This window comes from Gordonia sp. 852002-50816_SCH5313054-c, from assembly GCF_001665925.1.
GTDB lineage: Bacteria > Actinomycetota > Actinomycetes > Mycobacteriales > Mycobacteriaceae > Gordonia > Gordonia jacobaea.
Map to the genome: position 1 here is coordinate 454,612 of NZ_LZTE01000034.1, position 22,149 is coordinate 476,760.

General features: G+C 65.1%; 22 protein-coding genes. 10 read left to right on the plus strand and 12 right to left on the minus strand.

Annotated features, from left to right (window positions below; translation table 11 throughout):
* The first annotated feature begins 1 nt into the window (after position 1).
* The 3 genes from sufU to A5788_RS08160 all read left to right on the plus strand — a co-directional run bounded on the left by sufU (position 2) and on the right by A5788_RS08160 (position 1,381).
* A complete protein-coding gene (sufU, locus tag A5788_RS08150) occupies positions 2-472 on the plus strand; it encodes a Fe-S cluster assembly sulfur transfer protein SufU (RefSeq protein WP_005202785.1) in 471 nt (156 codons plus the stop codon).
* Complete coding sequence (locus tag A5788_RS08155; protein ID WP_064864423.1) at positions 469-894, plus strand: metal-sulfur cluster assembly factor; 426 nt, start codon at positions 469-471, stop codon at positions 892-894. The genes sufU and A5788_RS08155 overlap by 4 nt, the downstream gene beginning before the upstream one ends.
* A 118-nt stretch (positions 895-1,012) precedes the next feature.
* Entirely contained in the window at positions 1,013-1,381 is a 369-nt protein-coding gene (locus A5788_RS08160) for a J-domain-containing protein (RefSeq protein ID WP_005202788.1), read from the plus strand.
* On the opposite strand, the gene A5788_RS08165 is transcribed toward A5788_RS08160, so the two are convergent.
* Together A5788_RS08165 and A5788_RS08170 are read right to left on the minus strand one after the other, a co-directional pair.
* Positions 1,362-1,838, minus strand: a complete 477-nt coding sequence (locus A5788_RS08165) for a VOC family protein (RefSeq protein WP_039854566.1) — start codon at positions 1,836-1,838, stop codon at positions 1,362-1,364. The genes A5788_RS08160 and A5788_RS08165 overlap by 20 nt on opposite strands.
* 2 nt (positions 1,839-1,840) lie before the next feature.
* On the minus strand, positions 1,841-2,992 hold the full coding sequence (locus A5788_RS08170; protein WP_005202792.1) for an FAD-dependent monooxygenase: 1,152 nt from the start codon (positions 2,990-2,992) through the stop codon (positions 1,841-1,843).
* Positions 2,993-3,085: 93 nt separating this feature from the next.
* Between A5788_RS08170 and A5788_RS08175 the strand changes: the two genes are divergently transcribed.
* On the plus strand, positions 3,086-3,688 hold the full coding sequence (locus tag A5788_RS08175) for a TetR/AcrR family transcriptional regulator (RefSeq protein ID WP_005202793.1): 603 nt from the start codon (positions 3,086-3,088) through the stop codon (positions 3,686-3,688).
* 4 nt (positions 3,689-3,692) lie between these two features.
* Here A5788_RS08175 and A5788_RS08180 read toward each other — a convergent pair whose 3' ends face one another.
* Positions 3,693-4,829 (minus strand): lycopene cyclase family protein, encoded by a 1,137-nt coding sequence (locus A5788_RS08180; RefSeq protein ID WP_197494639.1) that lies wholly within the window; start codon positions 4,827-4,829, stop codon positions 3,693-3,695.
* The gene (locus A5788_RS08185) at positions 4,826-5,602 is read right to left on the minus strand and encodes an SDR family oxidoreductase (protein WP_039854571.1); all 777 of its coding nucleotides are present in this window, start codon (positions 5,600-5,602) and stop codon (positions 4,826-4,828) included. The genes A5788_RS08180 and A5788_RS08185 overlap by 4 nt, the downstream gene beginning before the upstream one ends.
* Positions 5,603-5,718: 116 nt before the next feature.
* On the opposite strand from A5788_RS08185, the gene A5788_RS08190 reads away from it, so the two are divergent.
* Positions 5,719-7,347 carry an ABC-F family ATP-binding cassette domain-containing protein gene (locus tag A5788_RS08190; protein WP_005202799.1) on the plus strand — a complete coding sequence of 543 codons (1,629 nt, stop codon included), beginning with the start codon at positions 5,719-5,721 and terminating at the stop codon, positions 7,345-7,347.
* 239 nt (positions 7,348-7,586) lie between these two features.
* Positions 7,587-9,347: a CocE/NonD family hydrolase gene (locus A5788_RS08195; protein WP_005202806.1), complete on the plus strand. Its 1,761-nt coding sequence runs from the start codon at positions 7,587-7,589 to the stop codon at positions 9,345-9,347.
* Between the two features lie 17 nt (positions 9,348-9,364).
* Here the strand turns inward: A5788_RS08195 and A5788_RS08200 are convergent, their stop codons facing one another.
* The 4 genes from A5788_RS08200 to A5788_RS08215 form a co-directional block, all read right to left on the minus strand.
* Positions 9,365-9,919 (minus strand): MSCRAMM family protein, encoded by a 555-nt coding sequence (locus A5788_RS08200; RefSeq protein ID WP_231894376.1) that lies wholly within the window; start codon positions 9,917-9,919, stop codon positions 9,365-9,367.
* Complete coding sequence (locus A5788_RS08205; protein ID WP_005202809.1) at positions 9,901-10,497, minus strand: class F sortase; 597 nt, start codon at positions 10,495-10,497, stop codon at positions 9,901-9,903. The genes A5788_RS08200 and A5788_RS08205 overlap by 19 nt, the downstream gene beginning before the upstream one ends.
* A complete protein-coding gene (locus A5788_RS24280; protein WP_231894375.1) occupies positions 10,494-11,444 on the minus strand; it encodes an MSCRAMM family protein in 951 nt (316 codons plus the stop codon). The genes A5788_RS08205 and A5788_RS24280 overlap by 4 nt, the downstream gene beginning before the upstream one ends.
* A gap of 135 nt (positions 11,445-11,579) precedes the next feature.
* Entirely contained in the window at positions 11,580-11,927 is a 348-nt protein-coding gene (locus A5788_RS08215) for a hypothetical protein (RefSeq protein ID WP_231894374.1), read from the minus strand.
* 31 nt (positions 11,928-11,958) lie between these two features.
* On the opposite strand from A5788_RS08215, the gene A5788_RS23800 reads away from it, so the two are divergent.
* A complete protein-coding gene (locus tag A5788_RS23800; protein ID WP_064870772.1) occupies positions 11,959-12,300 on the plus strand; it encodes a hypothetical protein in 342 nt (113 codons plus the stop codon).
* A 66-nt stretch (positions 12,301-12,366) separates the two neighbouring features.
* On the opposite strand, the gene A5788_RS08225 is transcribed toward A5788_RS23800, so the two are convergent.
* Positions 12,367-13,911, minus strand: a complete 1,545-nt coding sequence (locus tag A5788_RS08225; protein ID WP_064870771.1) for an acyl-CoA synthetase — start codon at positions 13,909-13,911, stop codon at positions 12,367-12,369.
* A 163-nt stretch (positions 13,912-14,074) separates the two neighbouring features.
* Positions 14,075-14,632 (minus strand): TetR/AcrR family transcriptional regulator, encoded by a 558-nt coding sequence (locus A5788_RS08230; protein ID WP_082938156.1) that lies wholly within the window; start codon positions 14,630-14,632, stop codon positions 14,075-14,077.
* Between the two features lie 89 nt (positions 14,633-14,721).
* On the opposite strand from A5788_RS08230, the gene A5788_RS08235 reads away from it, so the two are divergent.
* Positions 14,722-15,576 carry an alpha/beta hydrolase gene (locus A5788_RS08235; RefSeq protein ID WP_064870769.1) on the plus strand — a complete coding sequence of 285 codons (855 nt, stop codon included), beginning with the start codon at positions 14,722-14,724 and terminating at the stop codon, positions 15,574-15,576.
* Here the strand turns inward: A5788_RS08235 and A5788_RS08240 are convergent.
* Together A5788_RS08240 and A5788_RS08245 are read right to left on the minus strand one after the other, a co-directional pair.
* Entirely contained in the window at positions 15,571-16,149 is a 579-nt protein-coding gene (locus A5788_RS08240; protein WP_064870768.1) for a TetR/AcrR family transcriptional regulator, read from the minus strand. The two genes, A5788_RS08235 and A5788_RS08240, sit on opposite strands and share 6 nt — an antisense overlap.
* A 13-nt stretch (positions 16,150-16,162) precedes the next feature.
* Entirely contained in the window at positions 16,163-18,997 is a 2,835-nt protein-coding gene (locus tag A5788_RS08245; RefSeq protein ID WP_064870767.1) for an aconitate hydratase, read from the minus strand.
* Positions 18,998-19,508: 511 nt separating this feature from the next.
* Between A5788_RS08245 and A5788_RS08255 the strand changes: the two genes are divergently transcribed.
* Together A5788_RS08255 and A5788_RS08260 are read left to right on the plus strand one after the other, a co-directional pair.
* Entirely contained in the window at positions 19,509-20,093 is a 585-nt protein-coding gene (locus tag A5788_RS08255; protein ID WP_064870766.1) for an Rv1476 family membrane protein, read from the plus strand.
* Between the two features lie 394 nt (positions 20,094-20,487).
* The gene (locus A5788_RS08260; protein WP_064870853.1) at positions 20,488-22,020 is read left to right on the plus strand and encodes an NlpC/P60 family protein; all 1,533 of its coding nucleotides are present in this window, start codon (positions 20,488-20,490) and stop codon (positions 22,018-22,020) included.
* Positions 22,021-22,149: the final 129 nt, after the last annotated feature.

The window sequence follows — 22,149 nt, forward strand, 5'->3', positions numbered from 1 at the left end:
CATGCGTATGGAGCAGATGTATCAGGACGTGATCCTCGATCACTACAAGCACCCGCACGGGCGCGGGCTGCGCGAGCCGTTCGGCGCCGAGGTCCATCACGTCAACCCGACGTGTGGTGACGAGGTGACCCTGCGCGTCGCGCTCTCCGACGACGGCAATACCGTCACCGACATCTCCTACGACGGGCAGGGTTGCTCGATCTCGCAGGCGTCGACATCGGTGCTGTTCGACCAGCTCGAGGGCGCCAGCGTCGACGACGCCTTGGCGACGGTCGCATCGTTCAACGCGATGATGACCTCCCGCGGCTCCGACGAGGGCGACGAAGACGTCATCGGCGACGGCATCGCGTTTGCCGGAGTGAGCAAGTATCCGGCACGCGTCAAATGTGCACTGCTGGGCTGGATGGCGTTCAAGGACGCCCTGGCGCAGTCGGTGGAAGAACGTGAATCAGAACAGGTGGAAGCCCCATGACCGAACAGCCTTTGGCAGAGACTCCGGCAGTCGAGACGCCCCCGGTCGAGACCCCCGCAGCTCAGACACCCGCAGCTCAGTCACCCGTGAGTGCACCGAGCACCTCGCTGCCCCAACTCGAGGACGTCGAGGAGGCGATGCGCGACGTCGTCGACCCGGAGCTCGGTATCAACGTCGTCGATCTCGGACTCGTCTACGGCATCGAGATCACCGACGACGCCGTCGCCAAGATCGACATGACACTGACGTCGGCGGCGTGTCCGCTGACCGACGTCATCGAGGACCAGTCACGCGCAGCGCTCATCGGCAGCGGCTTGTGCACCGAGTTGGAGATCAACTGGGTGTGGCTGCCGCCGTGGGGCCCCGACAAGATCACCGACGACGGCCGCGAGCAGCTGCGCGCGTTGGGATTCACTGTCTGAGCCGTCGGAGACACGGAGACGCGGGGACACGGTGACTGGACATATGGACGAACCCGAAGGACGGTTTCGTCGTGTCCGCCGCTGGAAGCCGCCCACGTACGAAACGCGCGTGGAGAAGATGATCCGCGAGGCCACCGAGCGCGGCGAGTTCGACAACCTGCCGGGCATGGGCAAGCCGCTCGACCTCTCCGATACCGACGACCCCGACTGGTGGGTCAAGCGCAAGATCCGCGACGAAGGACTCGATTCGACGGCCCTGCTGCCCGCTTCGCTGCAACTCCGCAAGGAGGCGCAAGGCTTTCCCGATTCCCTGGCCGACATCGCCGACGAATCAGCAGTGCGCGAGATCCTGGCCGACTTCAATCGCCGTGTGCGCGAAGCACATCTGACCACGCGGGCGGGGCTGCCGTCGGTCGTCACTGCCCACGTCGTCGACGTTGACGAGATCGTCGAGCAGTGGCGGTCGCTCAGGCGGGGGAGTCGGTGATTCGGTGCCCGGCGACCGGCTGCACGATGATGGAGCGGTCGAACATGGCCGACTCGAATCCGTCTGCCGGATCCGTGTAGATCTGAATCGTCATGCCATCCGGTGTGGAGAGGCGAACGACCTGCCCGATGTAGCCGGTGATCGGTGGGCTGTGCGGCACTCCGAGTCGGTCGAGGTGTTCGATCCATTGCTGCAGCGCGGCATTGTCGACCACGCCGAAGGTGACCGGATCGAAGCCCGCGATTCCCTGCGCCGCAGCGGGATCAAGTCGCAGTTCGATTAGTTCCGCGATACCGGGAATCGAGATCACGACGGCGTAGCGATGACCGGTCCTATCGTAATGGTCGAATCTCGTGATGTGGGTGGCGTCGAAAACCCTTGTGTACCAGTCGATACTCAGCTCGAGGTTGGTGACCGGGAACTTGAGGTGGTGCAGTCCGGTGAGTGTCGTCGCCATGATCACGCCACGAGCTCTGCCATGTGCAACGCCATCTGCTTTCGGGCGGGTGGCAGATGCCCGATCGCATTCATGGCGAGGTCTCGGATCTTCATCGCCACCGGATTCTCGGCAACCGATGCGGTCGTCATCAGGTTGGTCAGCAGCACGGTCGACGCAGCGATCGGACGCCTCCGGTGTTCGTACGTGTCGAGATGCACTGTGGGAGTGGGCGAGAGCGCTGCCGCGAGCACCAGGCCGAGTTCGTAGGCATCCTGGATGCCGAGGTTCATGCCCTGTCCGCCGGCAGGGCTGTGCACATGTGCGGCGTCACCCGCGAGGAAGATGTGGCCCTTCCGGAAGTGCTCGGCGATGCGGTGATGAACGTGGAATTGGGATCCCCAAGCGATGCGCGAGACTCTCGCTCCCCGTGGACCGCGAGTGTCGAGCACGTTCTGCACGAGGGCAACGTCGACGTCGTCGACCTCCTCCGGCCACGTGAACAGCACCCTACGGCGGCCCTCGGGCAAAGGACCACTCACGACGATTCCGTTGGGGGAGAAGAAGTTCTGCACCTCGTCGAAGCGCAGCGGCCACTCGTCGAACTCGGCGTCGGCGAGTACGAAAGACTGTGGATAGTCGCCTCCGACGAACTCGATGCCAGCCGATTCGCGGACCACCGAATGCGTGCCGTCGGCTCCGACGACGAACCGGGCTCGTACGGTCTCGAGGCCGTCAGGTCCATCGACATGGACGTCGATGCCGGACGCTGTCTCGTCGAGTCCGGTGACCCTGTATCCGCGGGTGATGTGACCACCGAGTCGGTGCAGGTTCTCGGTGAGTACTTCTTCGGTCCGCCACTGCTGGATCGTGGTCACGTGCGGATACCGCGTGTCGAGATCGGCGAATCGCAGTCCGTTGAGCAGCTTCTCGCGGTTGCGGAACGTGAAGTAGGGGACCACGACGCCCTCGTCCACGAGAGTGTCGGCGACGCCGAGCTCCTGCAGGATCTCCATTGTCCGTGCCTGAATGGCCGCGGCCCGGGAGGCGTTGTGCCCTTCGGGTTGTTCGTCGAGGGTGAGTACGTCGCGTCCCGCGCGTGTCAGGACTGTCGAGGCGACAAGTCCGGTCGGGCCTCCGCCCACGATCAGCACGTCGATGTTCTCGGGCAACATGACCTTCTCCTTGATGGTGTGAGGATCTGTGCGAGAGCTGGTCAACACCTGTTGGCCAACACGTGTTGATCATAACTCGCTAGACTGGGGATCATGCAACCCCCGACGGCGACCAACAGGGAGCGGCCGACCAAGAAGGAGCGAGCGCAGCGCTCCCGTGCCGCGATTCTCGCCTCGGCACAAGAACACTTCGCGCGCAGCGGATTTGCCGGTGCCACCGTGCGGGCCATCGCGCAGGATGCAGACATAGACCCGTCCATGGTGATTCGTTATTTCGGCGACAAGCGGGGCCTGTTCACCGCCGCGACCACCGTCGACGTCGAGGTCCCGGACCTATCGGTGTTGCCCGAAGAGCAACGCGGTCGAGCAGTTGTCGAACACTTCCTGCGCATCTGGGACGACGGTGCTTCGAGCGATCTGCTCAGCGTGTTGCTCCGCAGTGCAATGACGGACCCGGTGGCGCGGGATCGGGTGGTGGAGATCGTCGAGGCGCATATGCTGCCCATGGTTACTGCCGTGGTTTCCGATGAGGACGAGGCGCCGACACGCACGGGTTTGATTGCCGGTCAGGTCCTCGGTTTGGCGTTGAGCCGCAAGGTTCTCGAGCTTCCACTGACCACAGACATTCCCGCGCAGGTCCTGGTGAACAGCGTCGGAGCGACGATTCAGCAGTACCTGACGGCACCGCTCGACTGACAGCTCAGACGTCGGACCAGCTGTGGCCGGTCGCCGCACCGCGCGCGATGGCCATCCCGGTTCGCATACCGACGCCCTTCACCACGCGGCCCATCGCCTCGAGTGTGCCCGGGAGGTTGTCACGCTCGCTGAGGTAACTGCGTTGGGCGTCGATCGGCATGGTGAAGAAGGCGTCGAAGAAGTCGAGGGTCTGCTCGGCCGAGAGATCCAGCAGCGCCGACAGACCGCGGATTCGGAGTTCGTGCACCGAACGTGCCGACGTCGGCCACAGGGCCGCTGCGGGGTCGGCGCCGTCCGCAATCGCGGTCGCGACGTCGTCGGCACAGGCCAGCGAGGTGGCGACGCTGTAGCCCGTCGTCGGATTCTTCATCCCGCCCGCCGCGCCGAACCGGAAAACCGAGTCTCTCCACGGCGTCGTCGACGCGCCGACGAGCGGGAAGTTCACCACCTCGGTGCGGAGCGCGGTCGGCTCATGGTCGCCCAACCGCACCCGGAGACGATGTTCGAGCTCTGGGATCGACAGCGCGGGATGCCCTGCGAGACAGGTCTCTTCGAGCAGCACAGTCCCATCAGCGAGCGGCACGGCGTAGCGAAACGACGGAAGTGGTGAGCCTGCGGCACCGAGTCGGCGGGGACTCGCCCACTCCATCAGTAGCGTGTCGGCGCCGTCGAGTACCGCCGCCGCGTCCTTCGCGTCGACGACGATTCCGAACGCGGTTTGGTACGGGGCGTCATGCGGCAGCGCACCGCGACAGTCGATGATCTGATCGGCCTGCACGACCGAGCCGTCAGCGCACACCACCCGATCAGCGGACACCGACGTCGCTGCCGATGTCACGAGAGATATCCCGCCGAGGTCCAATTCGGTTGCGAGAGCGACATTGTCGAGAACTGTGTATCCGCGCGCGATGTGGTGACGGGTCCGCGCAGACACCTGCACGGCGTCGGTCTGCGCTGCTATGGCGTTGTCGCTCAACCAGTTCGGCAGTTCGTCGGTCCATGCCGCATAGGTGGCGTGCCACGCCCTGTCCGGGTGGGGATCGACGAGAGTGGTATCCACCCCGTGGTGGCGCAGGCGATGGGCCAGGCCTCTGCCCGCCGGACCGCCACCCACGACCACCGCCGAACGGGACACGGTCACATCGATCCGGTGGCCAACAGTCCGCCGTCGACCTGCAAGGTCTGACCGGTGATCCACGACGCGTTGTCGCTGACGAGGAAGGCGGCAGCCTGCGCGATGTCTTCCGGGTTACCGAGTCGCCGCAGCGGATAGCCGGCAATCGCGCGCTCTTCGTTGTCGCCCGCGATGAGTGCGTCGGCGAACTTCGTCTTGACGATGGCAGGCGCGATCGCGTTGACGCGGATCTGCTTGGGTCCGAGTTCCCACGCGAGCTCCGCGGTCAGGCGGATCAACGCGGCTTTCGACGCGCCGTAGGCGGCGATGACCCCGGTGGAGCGGATTCCGGCGACCGAGGCGATGTTGAGCACAGCTCCTCCTGATTCGGCCATGCCCGCCCGATAGGCCTCCTGCACGAACCCGAGGGCGGCGACCACGTTCGTGTCGAAGATCTTGCGTACCGCGTCGAGATCGGCGTCGACGAGCGGCCCATACGTCGGGTTGATTCCCGTGTTGTTGACCAGTATGTCGATTCCGCCCCCGAGCCGCACCGCGGTCGCAACGGCGTCGGCCCGATGAGCGGCGTCGCCGGTGTTGCCGGGACAGATGTCGACCTTCGCCCCGTCAACCGCAGTCCGGATCGACTCGGCTGCCTGCTGCAGCGGTTCGGGTTTACGGCCGGTGATGACCACCGTGGCGCCTCGACGGGCGAGTTCGGTGGCGATGGCCAATCCAATGCCGCGGCTCGCGCCGGTGACGAGTGCGGATCGCCCGGTGAGATCGGGTGTCGGCAACATTCCGGTGGGTTCAGCTGTGCGTTCGGTCACCCTGCCACCGTATCGAGCGACGTGAGGAAGTCGCGGCCGCCCGGGGAGGAAAAACCACGGGCCGGCGCACAGTAGACTGGACCGTCGTGATCACCGCGACCGACCTGGAAGTTCGAGCGGGCGCTCGGACCCTGCTGTCGGCGCCCGGCTCAGCTCTGCGTATTCAACCCGGCGACCGGATCGGCCTCGTCGGCCGCAATGGTGCAGGTAAGACGACCTCGCTGCGCATTCTCGCGGGCGAGACCGAACCCTACGCCGGGACGGTGACCAGGACCGGCGATCTCGGCTATCTGCCGCAGGACCCCAAAGAAGGCGACCTCGACGTCGTCGCCCGCGATCGAGTGCTGTCGGCGCGTGGCCTCGACGACATCATGCATCAGATGGAGAAGCAGCAGGCGTTGATGGCCGAGGCCGCCGACGACAAGGTGCGCGACAAGGCTGTCGCACGCTACGGGCGTCTGGAAGAGCGCTTCTCCGACCTCGGCGGCTACGTCGCCGAGTCCGAGGCCGCGCGCATCTGTAACAGCCTCGGATTGCCCGATCGCGTACTCGGCCAGCCGCTGCGCACGCTCTCGGGCGGACAGCGCCGTCGCATCGAGCTCGCCCGCATCCTGTTCGCAGCCTCCGACGGTTCGGGCAAATCTGCGACGACGCTGCTCCTCGACGAGCCGACCAACCACCTCGACGCCGACTCGATCACCTGGCTGCGCAGCTTCCTGCAGAACCACGAGGGTGGACTCGTGGTGATCAGCCACGACGTCGACCTGCTGGCCGACGTGGTCAACAAGGTGTGGTTCCTCGACGCCGTCCGCGGCGAGGCCGACGTCTACAACATGGGCTGGAAGCGCTACCTCGACGCACGCGCAACCGACGAGCAGCGTCGTAAGCGTGAGCGCGCCAATGCGGAGAAGAAGGCGTCCGCGCTGCGCGCACAGGCTGCAAAGCTCGGCGCCAAGGCCACGAAAGCCACTGCGGCACAACAGATGCTCAAGCGTGCCGATCGGATGATCGATTCCCTCGACGAGGAGCAGGTGGCCGACCGCACCGCCCGGATTCGCTTCCCGGAGCCTGCGGCGTGTGGCAAGACTCCGCTGATGGCGTCGGGACTGAGCAAGTCCTACGGCTCGCTCGAGATCTTCACCGGCGTCGACCTCGCGATCGACAAGGGCAGTCGTGTGGTCGTGCTCGGACTCAACGGTGCGGGTAAGACCACCCTGCTCAAGGTGCTCGCCGGTGTCGAGGCGTCGGATACGGGTTCGCTGGAGCCCGGCTACGGACTCAAGATCGGCTACTTCGCGCAGGAGCACGACACCCTCGACGACATGGCGACGGTGTGGGAGAACATTCGGCACGCCGCGCCCGACGCAGGCGAACAGGATCTTCGTAGCCTGCTCGGTGCCTTCATGTTCACCGGACCTCAGCTCGACCAACCCGCAGGCACGCTGTCCGGTGGCGAGAAGACGCGACTGTCGCTGGCAGGACTCGTGTCGTCGGCGGCCAACGTGCTGCTGCTCGACGAGCCGACCAACAACCTCGACCCGATCTCGCGCGAGCAGGTGCTCGACGCCCTGCGCAGCTACACCGGCGCCGTGGTCCTCGTTACTCACGACCCCGGTGCCGCGGCGGCGCTCGATCCGCAACGCGTGATTCTGCTGCCCGACGGCACCGAAGACCACTGGAGCGACGAGTACCAGGAGCTCATCGAGCTCGCGTGACGCGCAGATCACTTCCTCTTGCTCGTCGTGATTGCGCTCCCATCTCTGCTGTGAGGTGAATCGCTGCCCAAGCGGCGTGGACGCACTGCCAATCTTCATTAGCCGTGCGAGGTTTGTCTGAGCGTCACGAATCATTCATGTGAGCGCCCGGCATCCACCTCACCTAGGAGTACTGCGTCCGTGCGGCAACCTTTGCGATCGCTCATCCTTTTCCTCGCTGCACGGTTCGGGGAGGTCCGGTGACGGCGGCGCATCGTCGCCGTTCGTGGCTCGTCGCGGCGATCGCCGCGCTGACTGTGTCCGCAGGGTTCGTGGTGCCGACCGGAGCCGCCCAGGCGGCCCCAATGCAGTCCGAGAATGTCGCCTGGGCGCCGGGGGCGCATTGGTCGCAGGCCTACATCCCCGAGAAGGACGGCACCGTCCTTCACGCCGACATCTTGCGGCCCGCGCACCTGTCCGCAAGCGCGAAGACGCCCGTAATCCTCAGTGTCAGTCCGTATTTCAATCATTCGGGCTCCGGTGGCGTCGCCGGTGCGCTTGACGGATTCACCTATAAGCCCCTTCCGCCCGCACAGCCGAACGACAGATTCTCCGATCTGGTCACCCAGGGTGACCTCATGCGCAAGGGGTATACCTACGTGATGGTCGACCTCCGAGGATTCGGAGGGAGTACGGGATGCCTGGATTATGACGGGCCGGGTGAGCAGGCCGACGTGCGCGCAGCGGTGGAGTGGGCAGCGAGTCAGCCGTGGTCGACCGGCGCTGTGGGCATGTACGGCAAGTCCTACGATGGCAACACCGGGATTATGGGAACGGCACTGGCCCCGAAGGGGCTGCGTGCGGTGGTCGCGCAAGAGCCGATGTACGACGGCTATCGCTACCTGTATCAAAACGGTGTGCGCTACCTGAACTCGCTCTACATGGGGATCTGGTACGACCAGATTGCCTCGGCGTCGGGGGTGCCGTTCGGCGACGACGCGCGCTACATGAAGTCCTCGCTGTATGAGCTCCAGCATCCGGAGTGCTTGTCGCGCAACGCATCAGCGCAGATGGCCGATTCGGATCACAACTCGTCGTACTGGCGGGAGCGGGGCTTCGCCGAGGCCGCCCACGACTCGCCGGTGCCGCTGTTTCTCACCCAGGGCCTGATCGAGAACAACACGTGGCCCGACGGGTTGTACGAGACGATCGCCGGGCGCAAGGCTCCGACGAGGGCGTGGCTGGGCATGTGGGACCACGTGCGCGGCAACGAGACCGCCGCCGACGGGCGACTGGCGATGGGGCGACCCGGATGGTTCGCCGAGGTGATGCGCTGGTACGACAGGTATCTCAAGGGCACTGACGTCGCAAGCGATCCGTCCATCGTCGTGGAGGACAACACCGGGTCGTGGCGTGCGCAGCCGTCGTGGCCGATGCAGACGTCCACGCAGACGGTCGCACTTCCGACCGGAAGCTATCGTGACGGCGTCACAGCAGTCGGCTCATACGGAACCCAGGCTTCAGCGATCTCGGCGCCGTCGGGACTCGATCGCAACCGGGGACTGTGGCGGGTCAGCGCGCCGGTCAGCAGGGCCGTCCGCATCTCGGGTGCGCCGCAGGTGTCGGTGCGCACAACGACTGCTCAGGCGGGCGCGCATCTGGTTGTCGACCTCTACGATCTCCCCCCATCCGGGCAGGCGACTCGGATCACCCGTGCCGCATCGGTTCTCGAACGCGGCGCCGCGACGACGACATTCCGGTTGCTCCCCAACGACTGGGTGTTGGCGCCCGGGCACCGACTCGGCATCCGCATCGTGAACACCAACTCCGAGCTCTATCTGCCGTCGGGCAGCAGTGCGACGGTCACGGTGACCGGTGGAACGTTGTCTCTGCCCATCGATGCCCACAGGTGGCCACCAACCGCGGGTGGCCGATCGGTGTTCCTCGACGACTACCTGGCCGGGGCGGGCCGCTACACGCTGCCCGCCGGCACACCGACGGATCAGTGGGTGATCAAGTAGGCGAGGCCTCGGCAGCATCAGGGCCGCTCCGTCGGTCCAGCCACGATGCCCGACAACTGCACGCGCTTGCCGACGTCCCGCGTGCTGACGTGACCGACGGGAGTGGCCAGAATCTCGTGATGGTCGGTGGCATCGGACTCGACGTGCATCGTTCCCGACGCCTCGTTCGCGATGTATCCGCTGGGAGCTGCTACCTCGCGAGCGCGGTAGCAGCCCGTCGGCAGCGAACGAATCAGCAGTCCCTGTGCATCGGTGACACCTGACCCACGGGATTGCCCGGCGCACGTCGTGATCGCGAACCGCGCGCCCGGCAGCGGGTGGCCGTCGATGCGGTCGCGCACTGCGATCCGCAGTTGGCCAGACCCGTCGTCGAATCCGCCGTTGCGTTCGACGCCGGTTCCGATGGATCGACTCGGTTGCTGGTCTCGCGTCGTCACGGTGAACGTTCCCGAACCGGGTGTGGCCGAGGCGGCCGCCGACGCTCCGACGATTCCGGCGAGCGCCATTGCGCCGACAACCGTGAGAGTCGTTGTCACACGGACGAATCGGCCGTTCATGCTCGCGTCGCCCACGCGATGATGTTGTCGGCGTAACCGAGCGGGGGACCGACGAACGCCCCGCCACACGTGACGAGGGCGAGGGTTTCCGGACCGTCGAGGCGGTTGAGTTCCTCTGCGGGAAAGCCCTTCTCCTTATCGGCCTTCTGGACGTTACGCACCCGGTAGTGGACGGTCTCACCCTTCGCTGTGGTGACCGCGACATCGGTTCCCGGTGCGAGAGAACTGAACCGGGCGGCGAAGCCACGCCCCTGCGAGGCCTCGTCGACGTGCCCGGTCACGACGATTGTGCCCTTGCCCGATCCGGGTAACGCCGAATCGACCCACCAGCCGAGACGATGGACGTCCTGTGGCGGCAGGAGCGCACCGGTCGTATCCGTCGCAACCGCATCGGTGACAGCGGAATCACCGCCGACCTCAATACTTTTCGGTGCGGCCGGCTCGTCGGTGCGTGCGGCAACGGGTGCGGGTAGCTGGGTCTGCGCAGACGGTGTTGCCACGGACGATTCGCTCGTGCGTGTCGAGCAGCCGACGAGAAGCGTCAGACTCAGAGCCAGCAGGCAGAACAGTGTGCGTATCGGCGTGGTCTTCATGGTCGATCCACCGGTCCCGACGGAATCGACGACAGCGATGTCCTGCCCGACGGATTGCGGTCGGTCACGTGGTCGACGGGGGTGTTGTAGACCGTCACCGTCGACACCTTGTCGGTGGACACGTCGACGGAGTACGAGCGGCCCTCGGACACATAGCCTTTCGGTGCCGCCGTCTCCTTGACGCGGTAGCAGCCCGGTGCCACCTCACGGTTGACCACGCCGCCTTCGCCGGTGGTTTCCCACCCCAGCACGTCTCCGGAGCATGTGGACACGATGAAGCTCGCCCCCGGCAGCTTGGCGCCGGTGACTCTGTCGGCCTTGACCACCTGCAGGGTTCCGGTGCGATCTCCGCCGTCGTCGGCGCGCGCGAAGGAAATCTGGATGTGGTTGCCGAGCAGTCCGAGTTCGACTGTGCCGCTTCCCGAAATCAGCCTCAACCCGTCGGGCCAGCTGATCGTCTCGTAGCTGTAGGTTCCCACGTTCAGGGTCAGATCGGCGGGGGCGGTCACCATCGTCACCGCGCCGGTTTCGTTGTTGGTGAGACGTACCCGAGCGCCCTGCACCGGCGTGATCCCGCCGGGATATGGGATGAACGATGTGACATAGAGATGTGCGGTCCCGGACTCCGGAGGAGTGGTCGGAGAACTCGGGGTTGTCGATGTCGGCGCTTCGACGGTCGTCGACGGCCCGGGCGCGGAGGTGCTCGGTGCCGACGAACTCGGGAGTGACGGATCGGTGGTGGCGGGTGTCGTGGTTGGGGGCGCCTGCGTCGTCGGCTGGTCAGCGGTCGTGGCGGGTGCCACGGTGGTCGACGACGTTGACGGGGTATCCGCCCAGCCGACCGCGGGAGCCATCGCAAGGCTGAGAAGCATCCCCGTTGCGAGGGCTGCGGTGCGTGTCCGCGGAGTGCGGAACCTGGTGTGGTGCTTGGGTGATCGATTCGACATGGGAGTGAGCCTTTCGGTGGGGTGGACGGCCCCGACACCCGTGAAGTCGGGTAGGCCAATCGATTCGTTATCGCCTGCGGCCGTCGGCGGGCGGAAATCATTCACGCGTCGTACGGCCTGTACGTGGCGGTGCATTTACGGCCGGTAGACGGGCCCCGAGGGAATCGAGCTCAGCGGAGTGCGTGCGCCCGGATCACGGCCGGGAGCCGAGGGTCCGGGATTCGTTGTTCCCGGACCTGACGTGCCCTTTGCGGTGAAGTGGATCGTGTAGATGATGTCCCGACCACGCTCGAGTGGAATGTTGAACGACGACGGCCCCACGAGCGTCAGTCCCGCGGGTACTTCGAGCACAAGGACACTCACCGTCCCGGTCGGGGACTGCACGGTAGCGGGCAAGGTCGTGACGTAAGGGTTGACCGCGACCAGGCGAACCAACACGCCGTTGACCCCGTCGTGCGCGCCGTCGAGCACGGCATTGATCATCACGGACCCATACGCGATAGGGCTTGTGGGCGTGGATGTTTCGGTGCTCGCGGGTGTGCTCGGTGGGGTCGATGACGAGGGCGGGGTGGTTGTCGGCGGCGTGGTTGTTGTTGGCGGTGTTGTCGTCGGCGGCGTCGTGGTTGTCGGTGCGGTGGTGGATGGGGTGGTTACCGACGGCGCGGTCGTGTCGACGTCGGCGTGGGCACCACCCACCCCGAGAGACAGGCACGCCGCGACGACGATGAGTGTGCTCGAGAAAGAACGGAAATGTGTGACGGTACGCATGAGCGGACTCGCGATCTCCCCGACCCGAATCGGATCACTGTGTGACCCCCGATGTCTGATGAGTCCGAATCGGGAGGGGGATCGTTAACACGCGCGAAGAACCGTTATCGACGCGTTATCTGGTGTCATTCACGCGTTCGACGGCGACCACTGCTCATCTCGACGCCGCATACCGCTTCGTGAGTTCGCCCTTGACCAGCTTGCCGGTGGGTGTACGAGGCAGATCTACAACGAAATCGACCGAGCGTGGAACCTTGTACCGCGCAAGCGAATCGCTTGCGAAGTCGAGGAGTTCGTCGGCAAGCGTCTGCGAGGCCTCGTACGCCGGATCGAGTTGCACGAGCGCTTTGGCGACCTCGCCGAGGTCGTCATCGGGCACACCGATCACGGCGACGTCGTAGACGGCCGGGTGGTTGATGAGAACGTTCTCGGCTTCTTGGGGATAGATGTTGACGCCGCCGGTGATGATCATGAACGCCTTGCGGTCGGTGAGATAGAGGAAACCCTCATCGTCGACGTAGCCCATATCGCCTGTTGTGGCCCAGGTCGGGTGTTTCGGGTGATACGCCGACGCCGTCTTGCCCGGGTCGTTGTGGTACTCGAAAGCGGGTGTCTCACGCTCGAAATACACGAGGCCGACGTCGCCGACGGGCATCTCGTCGCCGGCGTCGTCGCAGATCCTGATGACGCCCATGCCCGCTCGTCCGACGGAACCGGGATGCGTCAGCGCGTCCTCGGGGCCGATGAACGTCGCGCCCGCGGCCTCGGTCGATGCGTAGTATTCGTGGATCACCGGACCCCACCATTCGATCATCGCGCGCTTGACCTCGGCGGGGCACGGGGCTGCGGCGTGGATCGCCACCTTCAGGCTCGACACGTCGTATTTGTCGCGGATATCCGCGGGCAACTTGAGCATCCTGATGAACATCGTCGGCACCCATTGGCTGTGCGTGGCGCGATACTCCTCGACGAGACTCAGCGCTTCCTCCGGCTCGAAGTGGTCCATGAACACCACGGTGCCGCCGACAGAATTGGTGACGCCGCAAAAGCGCAGTGGCGCAGCGTGATACAACGGCGCTGGGGATAGGTAGACACTCTCGGCGTCGAATCCGTACAGCGGGCTGAAGATCGCGGTGTACGCATCGGGGACTTCTGCGACCAAGCCATCCGGTAGCGGTGTGCGAATCCCCTTGGGGCGTCCCGTGGTTCCCGACGAGTAGAGCATGTCGGTGCCGCGGGGTTCGTCGGTACGCAGTGTGTCCGGTGCTGCCGCCAACACGTCGTCGTAGGGTTCGAAGCCATCGATGACCCCACCCCACGCGATGCGATGACCTGTTTCGGCAAGCGCTGCGATATCGCCGCTCGTCGAGACCGCTTCTGCCACAGCGGCATCGGCAAACAGCACCTTCGCCGCGCTGTCGGTGAGGATGTAGGCGGTTTCGTCCGCGGTCAGGTGATGATTGATCGCGGTGACGTAGAGGCCACTGCGGATCGCTGCCCAGTACACCTCGAACATGTGAAGGTTGTTGCGCGACACCATCGCGATGGTGTCGCCAGGACGTAGCCCGAGTTCGTCGAGGTGGTTCGCCAAGCGCGCGGAGTTGTCATCGAGTTCGCGATAGGTGAGGGCGGTTCCGGTGGCAGCGTCGACGACGGCGGCTTTGTCGGGTGTGGTGGCGGCGATGGTTCCTGGGAACACGGCTATCTCCTCGATGACTCGGGATACGGACGATATCAATTGTGATCGACATCTCATGCGAGATCGTATACCGAGCGATAGTTCGGTGGGGCCGTGATGGGACTTCTGTCGTGTGATTCGGTTGCTCATCGGGTTCGGAATCCGACGTCGGCAGTGATTCGACTCAGTCGAGTCCGATGGAGCGCTGGGCAGCCGAACGAAATGCCGTCATCACGCCGTCGCCATCGAGATAGACACCGACCAACGCGGCGTCACGAAGCAGAACTAACTCGGCGGCAGCCGTGTCGGAGTCTGCGATGCCCGCCGCGTCGCAGAGTGCGCTCAAGGAGGCTCGGAACCATTCGCGGTGACGTCGCACCACTTGTCGAACCGAGCCATCGGGATCTGGATACTCAGCAGCGGCGTTGATGAACGGACAGCCCCTGGTGTGGTACCGCGTCGCATCGGTCGCAATACCCTCGATCACCGCCCCGAGAAGCTCGCCCGGGGATCCCCCGGCCGTGGTGGCCGCATCGAAGTAACCGCGGATTGTCGCATCTTCCCGATCGAGGTACGCAACGACGAGTGCCTCCTTGCCTGCGAAATGGCGGTACATGGTTGCCCGTGTGACTCCCGCCTCGGCGAGGATGCGGTCGACGCCGACGCCCTTGATGCCCTCCGCGTAGAACAGCCGCGAAGCGGTCTCGACCAGCCTGTCGCGCGGCGCACTAGTGGTGCCCATCACCATCACTCTCCAGTCGTAGGTCTTGACGTATCGAGTGTCGCACCCAAACAATGAACAGAACGTTCGTTCTATCTAGGGATGGCCCCATGACATCGTCATCGATCAGTGTCCGAGAGTCCGACGAGATAGCGGCAGCCAATGCGTCGGGCAAACGGCCCGTGGTTTTCGTACACGGGTTGTGGCTCTTGGCCGAAAGTTGGAATCCGTGGCGAGACTTCTTCGATGCCAAGGGTTTCGCCACCGTCGCGGTGGACTGGCCGGGCGACCAGCCGACAACCTCACTCGCCCACGCCCACCCCGAGTCGCTTGACGGCACGTCGATCGCCGACGTCGCCGACCACGTGGCAGCGGTCGTCGCGCAACTCGACGTCGAGCCTGTGCTGATCGGGCACAGCTTCGGCGGGCTCGTGGTGCAGATGGTCGCGGGGCGCGGAGTGGCAGCCGCAACCGTGTCGATCGACCCCGCGCCGAGCCAGGGCGTGCTCCCGCTGCCGGTCTCAACCATCAAGTCCGCGTTGCCGGTGCTGGGCAACCCGTTCACCTTCGGACGGACCGTCACGTTGACCTTCGATCAGTTTCGCTACGGATTCGCCAATGCGGTCGACGAGACTCAGGCACGGGAATTGTACGACGCACAGCACACGCCGGGGCCCGGGCGCCCGCTGTTCCAAGCCGCGACAGCCAACTTCAACCCGTGGGCCAAGACAAAGGTGGACAAGCGCAATCCCGAGCGAGGCCCGATGCTCCTGATCACCGGCGAGAAGGACCATATTGCGCCAGGCGTGATGACTCGAGCGGCGTTCGCGAAGCAACGCACTAATCCGTCAGCGACCGAACTCGTCGAGATTCCCGGCGCCGGTCACTCACTGGTGATCGACGACAATTGGGAACTCGTTGCCCAGAGATCCGCAGACTTCCTTGCACGGCAAGGGATCTCATGACTCCGCAGTGGCGCGCGAGCGCACGGATGCCTCCACGAGGTCGAGAACTGCCGCCAGGTCGTCGGTAGGACGTCCCGACGCCAATCGGGTGATCAGCCCGTCGAGGACGAGGTCGAGGTAGTCGAGCAGAACGTCGGTGGGGACATCGTCACGCAGTCGGCCGGTCTCACGGCCGCGTTCGAGGCGGTCGAGAGTCGCCTTCTCCAACTCGGCTGAGCGTTCCAGCCATGCCGACCGGAACGTCGGGTCGGTGCGGAGCTTGCGGGCGATTTCCAGCCGCGTGCCCAACCAATCGAAATCCTGTGGGCGCGCGAGCATGTCGCGCATGACCTGAACAAGGCCCTGCTCTGCCGCGACGTCGGCCATGCGTTCGGCGTCTTCCCGCGCGAGCGCGAGGAAGAGTGCCTCCTTGTCGCGGAAATGATGAAAGATCGCACCGCGAGAGAGTCCTGTCGACTCCTCGATGCGTTTGACCGTCGCTCCGTCGTAGCCGTACTCGGCGAAGCAATGCCGCGCGCCGTCGAGAATTTCCCGACGACGCGCGGCAAGGCGGTCATCACTGACCTTGGGCACTGCTATCGCCCTGTCAGCTCTTGATCATGTTGCGGAGCACGTACTGCAGGATGCCACCGTTGCGGTAGTAGTCGGCTTCACCGGGTGTGTCGATGCGCACCTTGGCGTCGAACTCGACCTTCGAGCCGTCTTCCTTGGTGGCGGTGACGTGCACCGTCTTCGGCGTGGTGCCGTTGTTGAGCTCCTCGATGCCGGTGATGTCGAAGGTCTCCGTGCCGTCGAGGCCCAGCGACTTGTGCGACTCGCCCTCGGGGAACTGCAGCGGGATCACGCCCATGCCGATGAGGTTCGAGCGGTGGATGCGCTCGAAGCTCTCGGTGATGACGGCCTTGACGCCCAGCAGGCTGGTGCCCTTGGCGGCCCAGTCACGCGAGCTACCGGTGCCGTACTCCTTGCCGCCGAGCACGACCAGCGGGGTGCCCTCCTTCGCGTAGTTCTGCGCGGCGTCGTAGATGAACGACTGCGGAGCGCCTTCCTGCGTGAAGTCGCGGGTGTAGCCACCGGTGACGTCGACGAGCTGGTTGGCCAGGCGGATGTTGCCGAAGGTCGACCGGATCATCACCTCGTGGTTACCGCGGCGGGCACCCAGCGAGTTGTAGTCCTTGCGAGCCACACCGTGCGCGTCGAGGTACTGCGCGGCGGGCGTGCCGGGCTTGATCGTCGAGGCGGGGGAGATGTGGTCGGTGGTCACCGAGTCGCCGAGCTTGGCGAGGACGCGGGCGCCCTTGATGTCGGAGACCGGATCGGCTTCGAGCTTCATGCCGTCGAAGTACGGAGGCTTCCGCACGTAGGTCGACTCGTCGTCCCAGTCGAAGGTCTTGCCCTCGGGGGTCGGCAGGCTCTGCCAGCGCTCGTCGCCCTTGAAGACGTCGGCGTAGTCCTCGGCGTACTGCTCGGGGCTGATCGAGTTCGAGATGGTCTGCGCGATCTCCTCGTTGGTCGGCCAGATGTCCTTGAGGAAGACGTCGTTGCCGTTCTCGTCCTGGCCGAGAGGATCGGACTCGAAGTCGAAGTCCATCGTGCCCGCGAGTGCGTAGGCGATGACCAACGGGGGTGACGCGAGGTAGTTCATCTTCACGTCGGGGTTGATACGACCCTCGAAGTTACGGTTACCCGAGAGCACCGCGGTCGCGGTCAGGTCGTTGTCGTTGATCGCCTTCGAGATCTCCTCGGGCAGCGGGCCCGAGTTACCGATACAGGTGGTGCAGCCGTAGCCGACGAGGTAGAAGCCGAGCTTCTCCAGGTACGGCCACAGGCCCGCCTTGTCGTAGTAGCCGGTCACGACCTGCGATCCGGGGGCCATCGAGGTCTTGACCCACGGCTTGGAGGTCAGGCCCTTGTCGACGGCCTTCTTGGCGAGCAGGCCGGCGCCGAGCATGACCGACGGGTTCGACGTGTTGGTGCAGCTCGTGATCGACGCGATCGTCACGATGCCGTGGTCGAGGATCATGTCGCCACGCTCGGTCGACGACACCTTGACGGGCTTCGACGGCCGACCCTCAGCACCCTTGCTGGCGTTGTGGGCGGGTTCGTAGCCGTCATCGGCGAACGAGAGCTTTGCGCCATTGGGATCGATGGCGGGGGAGTCCGAGGCGGGGAAGCTCTCCGCGTTCGACTCGTCGACACCGTTGTAGGCGGGCGTGTTGCCCTCTTCGACGTAGTTGTGGATGTCCTTGCGGAATGCGTTCTTGGCATCCCAGAGCTCGATGCGGTCCTGCGGGCGCTTCGGGCCTGCGATCGACGGGACGACCGTCGACAGGTCGAGCTCGATGTACTCGGAGTACTGCGGCTCGGTGGCGTCCTTCTCCAGCCACATGCCCTGTTCCTTGGCGTATGCCTCGACGAGGGCCAGGGTCTCCGCGCTGCGGCCGGTGAGCTTCAGGTAGTTGATGGTCTCGCCGTCGATCGGGAAGATCGCGCAGGTGGAGCCGAACTCGGGGCTCATGTTGCCGATCGTGGCGCGGTTGGCCAGCGGGACCTCGGCGACACCGTTGCCGTAGAACTCGACGAACTTGCCGACCACGCCGTGCTTGCGCAGCATCTCCGTGATGGTCAGCACGACGTCGGTCGCGGTGACGCCCGGCTTGGCCGCACCGGTCAGCTTGAAGCCGACGACGCGCGGGATGAGCATCGAAACCGGCTGGCCGAGCATCGCGGCCTCGGCCTCGATACCGCCGACGCCCCAGCCGAGCACGCCGAGACCGTTCTGCATCGTGGTGTGTGAGTCGGTGCCGATGCAGGTGTCGGGGTAGGCGACCTCGGTGCCCTCGGAGTTGGGGCGAACCATGACCGAGCGGGCGAGGTGCTCGATGTTGACCTGGTGCACGATGCCGGTGCCCGGCGGCACGACGCGGAAGTCGTCGAATGCGCCCTGGCCCCAGCGGAGGAACTTGTAGCGCTCTTCGTTGCGCTGGTACTCGATCTCGACGTTGCGCTCGAATGCCTGCGCGTTGCCGAAGGCCTCGATGATGACGGAGTGGTCGATGACCATCTCGGCGGGTGCGAGCGGGTTGACCTTGTCGGGATCGCCGCCGAGTTCCTTGACCGCGTCGCGCATGGTGGTCAGGTCGACCACACAGGGAACGCCGGTGAAGTCCTGCATGATGACGCGAGCCGGGGTGAACTGGATCTCGATGCTCGGCTCGGCCGAGGGATCCCAGTTGGCGATCGCTTCGATGTGGTCCTTGGTGACGTTCGCGCCGTCTTCGGTGCGAAGCAGGTTCTCGGCGAGGACCTTGAGTGCGTAAGGGAGCTTCTCGGTTCCCTTGACAGCGCTCAGCCGGTAGATCTCATACGACTTGTCGCCCACCTCGAGGGTGCCTTGGGCGCCAAAGGAATTGATACTCACGACTTAATCCACTCTCCTCGTGCCGACGGGCTGCGTCGGCGTCGTTCGACGTCTCACGTGTGCGCACGTGGACTGCTTGGCCGGCTCGTCGACGAACGCCGCTCGTCGACTCCGACCGTGACCCGACGGGCTGCGCCGGGTGTTCGAGTGCTGTCGGTGGCGCCGGTGGGTGGTACCGATGCCTCCCTGCCCTCGCGGGGCGGCCACGGGGCCGCCGTGGTCACCGTGTCATCCTAACAGTACGGCTGTACTGTTTACAACACGCGACACGCCCGTTTACCGCCTACCTACAGCATCCTCCATTCTGTCGCATGGCACGAGGCGAGGGTCACGCGGTCGTGTGCGCGTCGGCGACATTTAATGGCTGCGAAACCTTCCCCGGTGACACGCGGGGGTGGGTCCCCGGCCGTGACGACCCATTGGGCAGGATTGTCGTGGCAGCACGCATGTGGTTCGGAGCATGCGGTAGGTGCACGCAGTTTCGAGCAGAACAGAAAGTTGGGTACAGCCGATGAGTCCAGGTCCACAGGGCTACCCCGCGATCATTCCTGCGAATGTCGACATGACGGCCCTGCGGCAAGAGCTGCTTGCCGACCACGTCGCCGCACCCGCCGATCAGGAACCAGCGCTTCGCGCCCTCGTGGCCCGCGCCGAGTCTGACGGGCACGACCTCAACGTGGTCGTTCTGACCGTGCCGCAGCCGAACTTCACCTACTACCGCGACATCGCCACCCAGTTGCAGTCCGAGGTCGGTGGGACCGTACTGGTCATCGGCCCGAACTCGGTCGGTAGCTCGTCGGCCGATTTCAGTCGCGTGGTGCAGGAGCAGGCCATGGACGACCTGACGCTGCAGAATCCGTCCGTCGCCGCCACGCAGATGTACGACGAACTGACGTCGCCGCAGATCGACTGGACGCTCGTGACGCTTCTCCTGGTGGTCGTGACGATCATCGGTGCCGTGCTCGCCCGTGTGCGGACCGTACGTGCGCGTCGGCGCCGCGGTGAGGTCGCGCAACCGGCTGCACAACCGCCGCGATCAGCCGAGTCGACGTCGGGTGACGACGTGGTGTCGGCTACTGAGTCGTCCGCTCGCTGAGACCGGCTGCACCAACCAACCTCGCGAAGCTCGGACCCGGGTCGTACGGCACAACCGGGTCTCGTCGTCGTTCGACGCTCTGTTGCCAATTCGATACCTGGCAAGTCATGTCACCCTTTGGGCTGTTCACGGCATTTTCCCAGGTAATCACCCCTATGTAATTCGTTGCAGCGGTTTTCTCGTGTGTCCGATGTGACGTACGGTTCTCATGTCGCTTGTGTTGCTGTTAGTATCCAATGCACCACATGTGGTAGGTGATGCACGTTGGTTGGTTGGGGAAGACGTGCACCCTGTGTTCGGACATGGAGATGCGTGCGACTCGAGACGGTGCGACTCGAGGCATGACATCGCCGGCGAGGGCGAGGAGTTTCACGTGAGGCGAGTGACCACCGGTGTGGCTCGTGGTACCCCGGGGCGGGGTAGGCCGCGATTCGCACGTCTAGGGGCCGTACTTGCGGTCGCGATACTCAGCGGAATGGGTGCGGGCCAGGCATTGGCCGCTCCCGGCGCTACGGCGCCGAAAAAGCCGACGAGCGCGGTGTCGACGTTGATCAATCAGATCGCGACGGCAAATCAGAACATCAAGGATCTCGACGGAGCGGTCGCCGTTCGCCAGGAGAACGCCAACAGGTCGCTTGCCGATTATCAGAACTCGATCGCGGCGCAGCAGCTGGCCACCCAGGCGGCATCCGGCGCCGAGAACTCTCTCACCAAAGCCAACCGTGCTGCCAAAGACGCCCAGAAATCGTTCGATGCACTGATCCGTGATGTCTATCGGAATGGCACCACGTCGAGTTCGATGACCAAATACGTGTCCTCCGACAATCCCGACAGGGTGCTCGAGCGGATGTCGACGCTCGACCGGCTCGCCCGGAACCAGCAGGACACAATCCGTCGCCTGCAGGTGGCCCGCAACCAACAAGCCAACAGGGTGTCGGCGCTCGAAGCTCTCAAACGGCAGGCGGCGCTTGCCACCTCGGGCGCGGAGCAGCGCAAGAACGACGCCCTTGCCGCCGTACGCGAAGCCCGGTCGGCAATGGTCAACGAACAGCAGCGTCGCAATTCGCTCGTGACTCAACGTGACTCGGTCCAGCAGAAACTCGACAAGCTACGCGGCACGGTCACAACACCCAAGAAGGTCGACGCTCCCGCGCCGACCGACCTGTTGTCGGGACTCTTCCCCGGAATCCCAGGACTCCCGGGACCTCGTCCGAGCGCGCCCGGCGCGACTCAGGTCGAAGGGACGAGTGACAACCAAGCGCTTCAGGTGGCCGCGGAGGCCGCCGCTCGTCTCGCGGGAGACCTTGGCCAGAAGGCGCTCGCGGCAATGGTCGGCCAGGCGCAGATCCCGCACTCGGAACTCCTCGACGAACTCGGCCTCGGGGGTGCGTCGCTGGGCTCCTCCGGTGCTGACAGCATCGCCAGCAGGCTCGGTTCCGGCAGTCTCGGCACGCTGTTCGGCAGCTCCTCGGGTGGCGGTGGGCCGGTGCGTCCTGGTCTGCGTGGCCCTCAGGCCGTCGAGATCGTGGTGAACCGCGCGCTCTCGCAGCTCAACGTGCCCTACGCGTGGGGTGGTGGTGACGCCAACGGTCCCACCCTCGGTATCCGCGACGGTGGTGTTGCCGACAGCTACGGCGACTACAACAAGGTCGGCTTCGATTGCTCGGGTCTCATGATGTACGCGTTCGGCGGCGTCGGTATCCAGCTTCCGCACTACACGGGCTACCAGTACACATCGGGTCCCCAGGTGCCGCTGGCGCAGATGCAGCGTGGCGACATGATCTTCTACGGACCCAATGCGAGTGAGCATGTCGCGCTCTACCTCGGCGACAACAAGATGGTCGAGGCGCGGCAGTCGGGCGACGTCGTCAAGGTGTCGCCGCTGCGGACGGCGGGCGCGATGCCCAACGTGGTGCGCCTGCTCTGATTCCGCACCGAGCCGGATGCCGTGATGCCGCGCCATCCGAACGACCTTCTTGGTGCGTTTTCAGGACGCACGGCTAGGCTGGCTTGCAATCATGTCGGCAACCGATTCTGCGAAGGCACAACGCGGCTG